9 protein-coding genes are annotated in these 11,470 nt (G+C 57.1%); 4 read left to right on the top strand and 5 right to left on the bottom strand.

Annotation, left to right across the window (positions count from 1 at the left end; genetic code table 11):
• Nucleotides 1-308: 308 nt before the first annotated feature.
• A complete protein-coding gene (locus tag FUT88_RS24365) occupies nt 309-1,163 on the bottom strand; it encodes a DUF2242 domain-containing protein (RefSeq protein WP_147219049.1) in 855 nt (284 codons plus the stop codon).
• Between the two features lie 592 nt (nt 1,164-1,755).
• Nucleotides 1,756-2,808, bottom strand: a complete 1,053-nt coding sequence (gene xopJ, locus FUT88_RS24360) for a YopJ family type III secretion system effector XopJ (protein ID WP_147219047.1) — start codon at nt 2,806-2,808, stop codon at nt 1,756-1,758.
• A 268-nt stretch (nt 2,809-3,076) separates the two neighbouring features.
• Between xopJ and FUT88_RS24355 the strand changes: the two genes are divergently transcribed.
• Nucleotides 3,077-3,904: a YopT-type cysteine protease domain-containing protein gene (locus tag FUT88_RS24355; RefSeq protein ID WP_316890954.1), complete on the top strand. Its 828-nt coding sequence runs from the start codon at nt 3,077-3,079 to the stop codon at nt 3,902-3,904.
• 155 nt (nt 3,905-4,059) lie between these two features.
• On the opposite strand, the gene FUT88_RS24350 is transcribed toward FUT88_RS24355, so the two are convergent.
• The 3 genes from FUT88_RS24350 to FUT88_RS24340 all read right to left on the bottom strand — a co-directional run bounded on the left by FUT88_RS24350 (nt 4,060) and on the right by FUT88_RS24340 (nt 7,000).
• Entirely contained in the window at nt 4,060-4,623 is a 564-nt protein-coding gene (locus FUT88_RS24350) for a hypothetical protein (protein ID WP_261797285.1), read from the bottom strand.
• Between the two features lie 173 nt (nt 4,624-4,796).
• A complete protein-coding gene (locus FUT88_RS24345; protein ID WP_147219041.1) occupies nt 4,797-5,543 on the bottom strand; it encodes a metallophosphoesterase family protein in 747 nt (248 codons plus the stop codon).
• An 8-nt stretch (nt 5,544-5,551) separates the two neighbouring features.
• Complete coding sequence (locus FUT88_RS24340) at nt 5,552-7,000, bottom strand: hypothetical protein (protein WP_147219039.1); 1,449 nt, start codon at nt 6,998-7,000, stop codon at nt 5,552-5,554.
• A gap of 386 nt (nt 7,001-7,386) precedes the next feature.
• Between FUT88_RS24340 and FUT88_RS24335 the strand changes: the two genes are divergently transcribed.
• The 3 genes from FUT88_RS24335 (at nt 7,387) to FUT88_RS24325 (ending at nt 11,439) form a co-directional block, all read left to right on the top strand.
• Nucleotides 7,387-8,349, top strand: a complete 963-nt coding sequence (locus FUT88_RS24335) for a restriction endonuclease (RefSeq protein ID WP_147219037.1) — start codon at nt 7,387-7,389, stop codon at nt 8,347-8,349.
• 63 nt (nt 8,350-8,412) lie between these two features.
• Complete coding sequence (locus FUT88_RS24330; RefSeq protein ID WP_147219035.1) at nt 8,413-10,722, top strand: NACHT domain-containing protein; 2,310 nt, start codon at nt 8,413-8,415, stop codon at nt 10,720-10,722.
• 432 nt (nt 10,723-11,154) lie between these two features.
• Entirely contained in the window at nt 11,155-11,439 is a 285-nt protein-coding gene (locus FUT88_RS24325) for a hypothetical protein (RefSeq protein ID WP_147219033.1), read from the top strand.
• Nucleotides 11,440-11,470 lie beyond the last annotated feature (31 nt).

Raw genomic sequence — 11,470 nt, 5'->3', positions numbered from 1 at the left:
TGTGGGGAACGGACGCCAGCGTTGCAGAGCGTTCATCGAACAGCATGTCTACAAGCTGCGCAAGAAGCTGTGCTTCGGAAAGGCCACGGGGGTCGAGCTTAACGACGGGTCTACGCGCGCGGCTATCAGCTGGTGGTACATCAGGAAGAGAGGCAGGCGACGAATATTGCGTCTGCAATGCAACTGGCAGCCTGAAGGGGAGTGCCTGCCTGATGCCGCCACGCGCGCTACAGCAGCGTCGTTGGCGGCTACCGCCACGAGGAATGCAGCTTCCTCGATGAACGCGTTTTATTCAGAGGCGGTTGCGCTCAGTTCGCGCCGCCGGTTGTCGCACCAGCGGGTGCGGATGCAGGTGCCGGACTGGGCGTGGGTGCCGGCGGTGTCGTGGCTGCAGGCGCCGCATGCCGGCTTGCAGCCTCAGCAGGCGCCTTCGGTGCCGGCGCAGCAGCCGGAGCCGCAGGAGCCGAAGCCGGCGCCGCCACCGGCACAGGCGGCGCGGCAGGCGTAGGCACCACCGGCGTCGTCATCTTCATCGGCTCGCCTTGCGGCGTGGGCGCGGGCTCGGGCAGCGGGGCCACGTGTTCCTTCTCTGCCGCCTTGGCTACCTTGTGGTCCTTGCGCGCCGGGTCGACCTTCAGGAAGTGGTCGACCAGGTTGAAGTAACGCTCGTAGAACACGCCAGCCGGAATCGTCTCGCTTGCCACCTTCACCATCGAATCGTCACCCGAACCGATGGGCAGCGACACCGAGCCCAGGATGCTCAACCCCACGCTTGCCGATGTGCTCGTCTTCTTGAGCGTGTAGCGGTCTTGCACCGCGTTCACATAGGCCGTGCTGGAGGTGCCGTCTGCATTGGCCTCTGCGCACACCACGTGGAACGAGATCACCACGTGCGAATCGTTGCTCGGCTGGAAATTCTTGCTGCCGTCGATGGTGTCTGGGCGCGGCGAACTCGCCACATAGCCCTGGCTCAGCAGCGCGCGGCGCGCCGCCTCGCACGTCGCGTCAGATTTGGCGTGGAAGGTGCGCGCATACGGGCTTGCCGCCGCATCGAACTGCTCCTGCTGATAGAGCGGCGTGGGCGCAGAGCTGCACGCAGCCAGAGCGGCAGCGATGCTGGCAGCAGCACACAAAACGGACAACGGACGGAAGCGGTAGGGCATGGCGTTGGGTAAAAGGGCTCGGCCGGATGGTGTAGCGGCCCGGTGGCGCCACTGCAGGTGCGGCGCAAGTTTCATGCGCGGCAGGCGGTGGCGTGGGCGGGTGGCCGGGCGTCATTATAAGTTTGTCCGGTGACACGTCACCCTGCGCGTGCGCCCTTTCTGCGGGCGCCAACACGGCGCTTCCGGCCCCGCAAAGCCAAGACCAACAGACGGTTCGAGCCCAACGTTCAAGAAACCTCAGCAGTTAACACATTGCATTGACGCGTTTCGGCGGGCCGTGTCTTATCGCACTCAGTGCGCGATACCCCACTTTAGTAGGGGTGCTTCAACGACGACACCCACCAGTTTGGCGACTCCGGCGTGATGGCCGGCGACTGGAATACGTACGGCCGCATCTACGTCAACGGCGCGGCGCGTGGGCTCATCTACAGCAATTGATGTGGGGACGGCTGATCGATCAACGATCCGTCGATCAGTCATGCGTCACCCGAAAGCTGGCCCCCCGGCTTTCGGGTTTTTTTATTGGCAGCCGAAGCGCGTACTCCAGAAGATTCTCGGCAGGCAGCGAGCGCTGCTCCGGCGCGATCCAACATCACAAGTCTTCAATCGCCTTCCGGATCTTTCGCATGCGCGACGCCTCGATCGACATGCTGTAGGACCGTTCCCCCCGGGTCACGCGGAAGTTTTGAACGCGCTCCTGAAGCGTCTCGCGGGGGCCAGAACGGCTGGTGCTTACATTGTTATTCTGAAGATGGGGTTGGTGCTTAACAAAGTCATCTATGGTTCCGCGCGACTGCGCATGCTTATAGAAGATTGGCGGGAGTATTTTCGTTCCCTCAATGTATTCCATGCCACCGATGATCTCGGATTCGTGACCTTCAAAACACCTACCGGTTTCATTCAATCTTTCATGAAGGGCATTAAATAAGTCGTCTTTTTGGTACGCGTTAAGCAGAAAGTTTAATGAAAACAGTGTGCATCCGATCTTGGATTTTTGCGCCTCAACATCGATGACGGCCATTTTGCAGTTGCTGAAATGCGTTTCAATATTTTTCTGCAACGACTGAAGGCCAAGAATAAAGTTATATTCTTTCTTATCTTTATCCCAGGTGTGGGAGAGTGCTGACTCCAGGAGTAGTACGGTCTTTCCCCCATCAGGGTGCGTTCTGATATCCGCTGCGATCCTATGCCGGTTCTGGGTGGTCAGTCGGAACAATGCACGCCATGCCGGTTCCCTCGACGTGTAGAGCCTCTCAAGGAAGACTTGCGCCCAAGCAAAGCATTGAAGATTCAGATCGGGGTGTCTTGCGTTGTAAGTCGCCGCTAGCGTTTCGATGTTCTCGCCGTCGAGCGTTGATATTTCTGGATTGACGCCATCTGTACCTGCAGCTCTCAACACTGCGTCGGCATATGCGGCCAATTGAGGATGGGTATGCTGGACAGCTGAATTTTTGACAGCGTCTTCCAGTGCTCGCGCTTTGCGCCGGGCGCGCCTGGGCAAGTTTTCGAGATGATATGAGGACGGACTGCGGGCAGGGGATGAGTCTGTGCTTTGGGCCGTGGAAGTTCCTGCGGCCGGCTGCCGCCCGCCTCCATACTGATAATCGCCCCCGCCTGTTCGAGGTTTTGAAACGCACAATCCCATGGGAACTCCTTTCACCGAAATAACCCATGATATGAACGCAACCCTCTCTGGGGGCAGTGCAAAGACGAAACCGTTGTTCCAGAAAAGAAAGCAAAAACGGGCGCGCTTGCCGGCCAGTCGCTTGTTAGGCGCCGCAACAACGTGACAACGCTTCAGACGGCGCTACCAATGCGTTAATTCGTATCTGGATTTGCAGCTTCGCATCTGGCGGGGCGACAGGCTGTCGCGCGGCGAAAATGCGCTGTTTGACGTACGCCACATCAAACCAATGAAAATTCAGTCCACGGCCAACGGCATTTCAATGCCGTCGCTGGATTCGCCGCAGCGCCAGGCGCCATCGAACATGCCGTCAGAGCCGTCAGCTCGAACCGCACACGCCCCGAACGTGCAGCGCGGGGCGCTACCCAAGGCACCATTTCGCGACAGCAGGACTGTTCACCACGTGAGCAGCCCAGGACTTCGCTTGCGGGCGAAGCTTCCGGTAGGCGGTGCTTGCGCTTCTGCCCCATCGGACAGGAGCCAGCGCGCAAGGCATGCCCCGTTTGAACAAGCGTCTGCGCTTGCTCAAGTCGGGGACGTGAGAGCCGCTTGCGTTGTATTTTCGGCCGCTTGGCTTCATTCGATTGCGAATGAGTCGCTGACAAGCCACGGAAGAATGGAGCATTTCAGTCAGGTTCAAACGCTTGAGGGTATTAGCGCTCAACAACAAGGCTACCGTCAGCATGAATTGGCGATTCGCGGCCAAGGCCGGCCGTACAGCGAATGGTTTGCGCCTGCGTTCCAGCACTACGGCGTGCGGCTTGGAGCTGATGTCGTCGTCGATGTAATCAGCCACGAAGAACAGGCAATGCAGACGTTGGCAAACATGTTCGCCCAAGCCAACGCATCGCACGTGTTCGTCATCATGCGAACCAACGGCGATAACCATGCGATCGCCACACATCAATCGGGCAACCATGTTCACGTTTTCGATCCAAACCATGGTGAGTACCGTCTTCGCCACTCCGAACTGAAGGATGGCTTGCGCAGCATCATCCAGGCGTACTCCAGCAGATTCCCGGTTCCAGAGTTACGGGTTTTGCAGGCATACCCCTGAATTCGAAGCGCGGTTGACACGGTGCTATGGAAGCGCGTGGGGGCGGCTGATCGATCAACGATCCGTCGATCAGTCATGCGTCACCCGAAAGCTGGCCCCCCCGGCTTTCGGGTTTTTTTATGCGTCTGTGCGAGGGCAATGCTGTGGCTGCGAACTCAAACGCGTCTGAGCAGCGTGATGTCGCCAGATCTGTTCACCGCCGTAAAACCCATCGGCCCACTTGAAAACAACGGCGTGGGCCCCGCCAACCACCGGCACAACGGGAAGTCTGTGAAGTTGCCTTGCAACACGTCTTGCAGCTGCAAGTCCACGCTTAGTTCAAGCTCCCAGCCCCCAGCAATGACAAACGTGTCTGCCACACGGCAGATGGCTTGTGCAGCGTCCAGAACGTAGGGCTCCAGTTTGGAGAGCGCCAAACTCAGCGGCACAGGCAAAGACACCACGAATGTCGCCCGCATGCCGTTGCTTTCCGTATGGATGCTGCTGCGCGAGCCATCGAGCAGCGCCACCCGGTTGCCATAGACGAAGAGCAGTTCATGCTCGCCGGGCTGCTCTTCAAGCAGGCGCGGAGCTGCGCACCACGCTTCGCATTCCGACGCGCCGGTCACGTAGTTGATGCGGCAGACCTCCTTGGGCTCGCCATAGAACCGAGCAAACGCCGTTGCCAGTGCGGAAATGGTCGTTAGCCGATCTGCGGGCGATGTCGCGCGCTCCAGCATGATGGCGACGTTCATGTGCTCGGGCATGGCGTTGGAGGTTGGAAGTGGCGTGTGGAACAAGCCCGGGGTGGCTTATTTCTTCTCGTATTTCTCGTATGGCGCTACATACGTCGCACACTCGTGCGTCATCTTGGGCATCGCTGGCAACTGCTTCATTAGCGCTTTCAGCATGGCTAGCCCCGTGGGTCCATCCTGCCCGTGCGCAACGCAACCGCCCAATCCGGCCGGCCCCGCTGCTCCGCAATCGCCGCCGCATCGTCCCACGCGTATTCAACCGCACGAAACTCAGCAGCCCATTCACCCTCCCGTTCAGTCACGATGGCATAGCGCGCATGCGGGCTGCCGGTTTCGATCGTGTGGGCGAAGGGATACGCATCGCTGTAGGCCTGCAGGCCGACACTGCCCGGGTTGACGATAAAGCGGCCGTCTACCAGCTTCATCGCGCGTGGCATATGGGTGTGGCCGCACAGCACGAGCTTTGCGTCGGCATCTTCTGCGCGGGAGAGCACTTCATCGTGCGTCGCCGCGCGGCATCCGTTCTCAGAAAGCGATTCCAGAAAGTAAGTCAGGTCGTGCTGGGCAGACCCGTGCACGAGCAGGACGTCGTCTTGGATGTACCGAAGCACGGGCAGGCTCGCAAACCAAGCGAGCTGGTCTGGCCGCAACTGCTCAAACGCGTACTGATCCGACGCGCCCATGCGTGACGGGTCGCCCGCAAGAACCTGCCTTTCGTGATTGCCGCGAATGGTCGGTAGGTTCAGTGCCATCAACCGATCCACCGTTTCGCGCGGTTGCAGCGGGCCAGACGCAATATCGCCCAAGTTCACGATCAGATCGACGCCCCGGGCCTGAATGTCTTCCAGCACTGCGTCCAGCGCAGCGAGGTTGCCGTGAATATCGGAGAGGGCGGCGATTCTCATGGGATGCCCTACTCGAACTTCACATCATGAATGACGATTTCGTTCTTGCCATATTGGTTCTGAACGGAAAGGACGGATTCCAGCTGATAGTCCGTCAACCAGACGGTATGGAGTTCTGTGACCCCACCTTTAGCCGAGGTCATCTTGCAATGCAGGTCAATGGCCGCGCCAGTCAGCTTTGCAAAAACGGTCGAGGCTTGTCTCTCTCCCCCGACGGTGCAGACACGCTCTTTTTCGCCCCGGAAGTCCGGCTGAGGAAATGGGACGCGCAGCGTCATGCCTTCCTTGAGCGGCGTGTTTGCCGCCACGACCGCGGCTTGCTCCAGCTGGTTAGCCTGAGATGCGTTGATTCTCGACTCCACGAAGTGCGACCGCAGTGTTGCCAGGCCATAACCGAGCCCAAGCTCGGTCCAGTCGACGTCACCTGACGCCACAGTGGGAGCCGTAAATGCAGCCAAGACGCCATTGTTTCGCCGGTTGATGACCGTGCTGGTCAATCCTTGCGAGGTTGTTGTCTCTCCCTTGCTGATGACTTCCAAATCAAACACCGCACGTTTGAACGGAAGCGGCCGGCTGCCATCCGCTGGCAGACTGCTGCGAATTGACTCGGGCAGAACGCGCTCGTCAAAGGCTTCGTTCAAATACGTCTCGGGTTGCCGGAGCACCATTCGCGGGGCAGAGGGGTGTAGGTCCAATACGCGAAGCAAGGCAAGCGATGCCCGGTCTTGCTTCGGCTTCGGCGTTGCCAGCACGTGGTCGATCATCAACGGAATTTGCTCGCATTGCGTCGGTGGAGGCGTGCGCACCCCGTTTTCGTCGACCTTGAACGCCGTGCGCAAATACTTATGGGTTTCCAGCTTTTCTTCGATCGTGCCCCCGGTGTCCGTGTCGTCATCGGACGGCTCGTGCAGCGCCCGGATCTCGATCGTGTCGAGCATGGCCTGCAACGCTTGGGGCGACATCTTGTGCATGAAGTCCGTAGAGCCCTCTTCTTTGATGGCGTCCAAATACACCTTGCAGTCGGTGGGTGTGGCCGTGAGCATGGTCCTCATCAACGCCAAGGTGCGCAGCCGCTCGGCGGCTGACAGCTTTTCCTCCGCCATGGACGGCTCATTGAAGCTCTGTATCCGCTCGCTCAGCTTGGAGTTGCTTGACGTTGCCTTCTTCACAAACCGCAGCATGATCTGACCTTGCTCGGATGCCGGGTCGAACCCCAACGACGAGACCGCCTTCTCCTGAATGGCGGTGCAATCGCATTTGCTCCGCTTTTTTACCGGGCTTGGCGATGGTGCGTTCGGGGCGGAAGGCGCGCTGTCTGCGGCATAAGCCGAAACAGAGACGGCGCAAACCAGCGCCAGGAGAGATTTCTTGTAGAGGTTCATCAACGTTTGAGCCGTCTTCTTATTGGGTGGGTTGATGTGCCGGATTACCTGCTCGCGTCCGGTCGTTGTGGACAAATGCGGTGCCGCATCGTACCCGAGAGTTTTTGCGCGAGTAAGTACAAAACGCCACGCTGCCAAAGCCCAATCTGAAAGGAGACACTTCCTCCGAATACCCCTCAACGCCCCGCATCCCCGGCCACGCAACCCCGCCCACCACCGCACTCCAGATATGCTCAACTCTTAATTCAGATTTTCATCAAACATAAATCAGCATCCCGCATTCGATCTTTATCAACCCCACCCCAAAAAACCACCCAAAACCCCACCAACGGGGGCAGCGCAATCCCGATGCATCGCCTATGCTGTTTCCCAATTAAAAACCGGCGCCCTGATTTGAATCGGATTATCAGAGAAAGCGCCTAGTCCTAAATATCTAAAAAGCATTAGGCCGGGGGCGGTAAATGGGGCGGAGGAGAAAACAAGCATCCACCAGCGACCTGCTGTTGGCGCTGCCGTGGTGGATGCTGGCCATTGGCTCGGCGGCCAGTTACCTGATTTTTCACAACATCCTCCCGACGGCGTTTGGCGCCAACCCGCTGTTGAGCGGTGTCGGCATGCTGGCGCGCGGGCTGGCTTGGATGCCCGCGCTGCTGCTCGGCTTCTTTGCCGTGCTGTCGTACCTGCGGGAGCGCAGCCGGCAGCCCGATGCCCGGCTCGGGGCCCCGCGCACTGAACCGACCGGGCGAGTCCGCCCGCCAAAGGCCCCGCCCCAGCCCGCCCGCAACGCTGCGGGCAGCAACACACCCAACCCGCCTAACCCCACGCGCAACACCACCACGCCCACGCCAGCCCCCACGCCGGCAGAACCCGCCACGCCCCAGAGCTGGACGCTGGAGGCCATCCAGTCGCTTGAGTGGAAGCGGTTCGAACTGCTGTGCGTGCAGTACTACGAGCAGATGGGGTTTGCCGTGAAGACCGTGCCGCACGGCCCGGACGGCGGCATTGACGCCACGCTGTACATGGCTGGCCAGAGCGCGCCCGTGGCGGTGGTCCAGTGCAAGGCGTGGTCCAAGCCCGTGAAGGTGGAGCAGGTGCGGGCGCTGGGCGGCTCCATGCTGGCGCACAAGGTCAAGCGGGGCGTGTTCTGGTCTTTGTCCGGTTATGTCGGCAACCCGGTGCAGGAGTATTCCGAGCTTGCCGGTATCCAGCTATTGGACGGGCCGGCGGTGCTGGAGCGCATCCGCGCGCTGGCCGAAGACAAGCAGGCCGCGCTGCTGGCGAAGGTGTTTGAGGGGGATTACCGGACGCCATCGTGCCCGGCTTGTGGGGTGAAGCTGGTGGCGCGGAATGGAAGGAGTGGGGCGTTTTGGGGATGCAGCAATTATCGGACGGGTTGCCGGTATACGTTGCAGATGGGGCGGTGAGCTAACTGTCATCTGTCGCGAACCGAATTATTTTGTTGTCTTAACCTGTATTGGAATAATTAAATGAGTTATGACGAAGATTTGGTTTTTGAAAATGAAGTCCGTCGAATAGCTCGGGCGCGCTGGCCATCGGCTCAATTCGATGGAGCAGCAATGAAAGATGGTAGAGAGCGCGATGGGATATTTGAAACGGACGATGTAATTCATTATGTAGAAGCAACAACCTCTCGACGAGCCGAAAAGGCGAAGGACGATACAAGGAAGATGTTTGGGGCGATGACGGAACAGCAGCGCAGTGGCTCAATGAAGGGAGCCATCGGCTGGTTTGTCACAAAGGAGGAACCGACGGCTGATCAGAGAGAAGCTGTCAAGCTCAGCGGAAAACAGCAAGTAAAGGCTGTCTCATTCTCCCAGTTTCAGCAGGCGCTAGTGGATGTTCCGTCCTATTTCGAGTTGCGCGAAAATCATATGTTCGGAAGTGTGCTGGATCCTGTGACAAAAGCGATTCGGCCATCGGTGAACTATATTCCACTTGATCTTCTTGATCTTGGGAACGGCGAGCAGTTAAGTGTAGATTCGATATCGGTGGGTCTGGCGGCTGGCGGTAGCTATACCATTTTGGGTGACTACGGTGCGGGGAAGAGTATGACTCTTCGGCAGATATATTTCGCACTTCGAGATAGGTACAGATCGGGCGGCACGCCGCAATTTCCGCTATATATAAATTTGCGCGAACATTCCGGCCAGGACGATCCCTCTGAACTGCTAGAGCGCCATGCGCGGAGAATTGGCTATGAAAAGCCTCATAGTCTCGTTGCAGCGTGGAGAGCTGGCTTTGCAATACTAATCATAGATGGTTTTGATGAAATCACCACGCTCGGGATATCCTCAGCAAAATCCAAACTGAAAGAAGCTCGGCGGCGATCTCTGGAGGCTATTAGAAAATTAATAGAACAAACGCCACACAGTACGGGATTTGTGATTGCGGGTAGGGACCACTATTTTAATAGCCCTGAGGAGCGAAGGAGTGCCCTCGGAACCCGCGTTTCCACGCGTTCGATTGCCGTTGGGGAGTTCACGCGGAAACAAATTCAGCAATATTTAGAAAAGGTTTCGGGGAAGAATATTCCTTTCCCCGCATGGCTGCCCACGCGGCCACTTCTCGTCGCATATATTGCTACGAGAGGTTTGCTGGATGACGCCGGTATTCTCACTGATTCGATAGATTCGACGGACGGCTGGCACTATTTGCTAGATCAAATATTTGAGCGCGAGGCGAAAATCAGTCCGAATCTGGATGGAAGAACCTTGCGAAAGATACTGGAAAGACTTTCGTCAATTGCAAGGGCTAGTACGGATGGTCTTGGGCCGCTCACGCAGCAGCAAATTAGAAACACGTATATTCAAATATGCGAATCCGAGCCTGACGAACAGGCTAATCTCCTTCTTCAAAGGCTTCCTGGTCTGGGAGTTTATCGGGATGAGGATGATTCCAGAACTTTCGTCGATCTCGAGCTTGCCGAGGTTTGTAGAGCACGGGACGTGACCGATTTCATAGTAAATCCCTACGGCTGTCTACAAGACGAGGGCTGGAAGTCAGCTATAAATCTCGCTTCTTCCTTTGTTGGAAAGACTGCTATTACCCGTATCAGCCGGGATTTGAAAAGAATCAGTGGATTTTCGCTTTCCTCAGTAGATAGCGCGTTCATTGCAATGGATGGCGCTTCAGATATCGGATGCCTGAAGGGTGATGTTGCTGCTGTATGCTTGGAATATCCATATCCGCCGAAGACGCAAGTAATTATCGAGGGCGAGATATTTGAGAATTACGTTATGGATAACTGGGGTGAGGGGGTTGATTTTTCAAGCTTCGTGTTTAGAAATTGCCTTTTTGAGTGTGTGGAGTTGCTTGACGCTGATCATGATGATTGCCTCCCTAAGTTTGAAAATTGTGTTTTCATGATGATACGGGGAAGGCTGAGTAAAGAAGACTTGCCAGCGGATAAATTTGACGGAAGTTGTACCTTTGAGGGTTTTTCGGATTCGTCAAAGACGCAAGCGGCAATTTTGAATTCGTCGCTAACTAGAGGCGAAAAATTGGTTCTGACAATATTGAGAAAACTGTTTGTTCAAAGTCTTAGTGGACGAGCTGAATCGGCTCTTTATAGAGGTCTCGATTTAAATGATAGGCAGTTGATCCCGGACGCCATAAGGTTGCTGCAGCAACAAGGTCTTGTCATGCTGTATAACCGTGGGGATGGAAATGTTTGGATTCCTGTTAGAAAGGAAATAAATCGGGTGCGCCGTGTTTTGGCAACTCCAAATGCATGCGACGATATCGTAATGGCTGGGGCCAAAAATCTGGTTAAATAAGATTTATTTTACTTGGCTTGTTTTGTTTTATGACGAGAATGACGATAAATTTTTATTCGGAATCCGTCACCGACTTGCTTAACGCTGTATCCACCCGCTAAACTCCCCCCCGCTGCGGCAACAACCGCAGCCGGGACTGCAATCCCGAATTCAACTATTCCCGTGAGTGCCGTTATAGCCCTCGCGTGCCGTCGTTCGTCCCTATGGGCGGGCCCGGCAGGGAGGGCTTCGGCCCTGCCGGTTTTGGAATAGTTGATCGGTATTGCAGACCTTGTCGTGTGCCCGCCCACCCTCCCAGGTGGGTGGCTCCTCACTCAACCAGAGGCAAGACAATGGATCAACCGACCCAAGCTGTACCCATCCCACGCGGGCATTGCCCCGCAAACTGTCAGTTCACCTGCATCGCGCAACGTCCTCCGTCCGGAGTGCCCGATGAACGTCGATGACAACCTCCTGTATGCGCAGGGCGCCTTGGCCGCGAAGGAATATCTGCACAAAACGCGGATGAACATGAAGGTGCACCGGCTGTTCGAGCCCCATACGTTGCGCTTTCATTACGAGTTCCACGTCAAGAACAAGGCCCTCGAATACCAGGCCGGGTTTATGGACGCGATTGGGGCGTTCATGCTGACCGCGTTGGATGGCGTGGGAGTCGACCTGTTCCGGTGGGAAGTGCTGCAGGTGCTGGACCGCGCAAACCGCAACAACAATAAATAAAACAGCAGTACAAGCGAACCCGCGACGGGCG

Origin of the sequence: Ralstonia sp. TCR112 (genome assembly GCF_007997035.1) — a bacterium.
Taxonomy (GTDB): Bacteria; Pseudomonadota; Gammaproteobacteria; order Burkholderiales; family Burkholderiaceae; genus Ralstonia; species Ralstonia edaphi.
Note: the sequence above shows the minus strand (reverse complement) of the source record. Positions and strands in the feature narration are given on the sequence as shown.

Bases quoted from the DNA above. Each gene is read 5' to 3' on its own strand.
- FUT88_RS24355 (WP_316890954.1), top strand. From the start codon at position 3,077: ATGAAAATTCAGTCCACGGCCAACGGCATTTCAATGCCGTCGCTGGAT.
- FUT88_RS24325 (WP_147219033.1), top strand. From the start codon at position 11,155: ATGAACGTCGATGACAACCTCCTGTATGCGCAGGGCGCCTTGGCCGCG.
- xopJ (WP_147219047.1), bottom strand. From the start codon at position 2,808: ATGGGATTGTGCGTTTCAAAACCTCGAACAGGCGGGGGCGATTATCAG.
- FUT88_RS24365 (WP_147219049.1), bottom strand. From the start codon at position 1,163: ATGCCCTACCGCTTCCGTCCGTTGTCCGTTTTGTGTGCTGCTGCCAGC.
- FUT88_RS24345 (WP_147219041.1), bottom strand. From the start codon at position 5,543: ATGAGAATCGCCGCCCTCTCCGATATTCACGGCAACCTCGCTGCGCTG.
- FUT88_RS24330 (WP_147219035.1), top strand. From the start codon at position 8,413: ATGAGTTATGACGAAGATTTGGTTTTTGAAAATGAAGTCCGTCGAATA.
- FUT88_RS24335 (WP_147219037.1), top strand. From the start codon at position 7,387: ATGGGGCGGAGGAGAAAACAAGCATCCACCAGCGACCTGCTGTTGGCG.
- FUT88_RS24350 (WP_261797285.1), bottom strand. From the start codon at position 4,623: ATGCTGGAGCGCGCGACATCGCCCGCAGATCGGCTAACGACCATTTCC.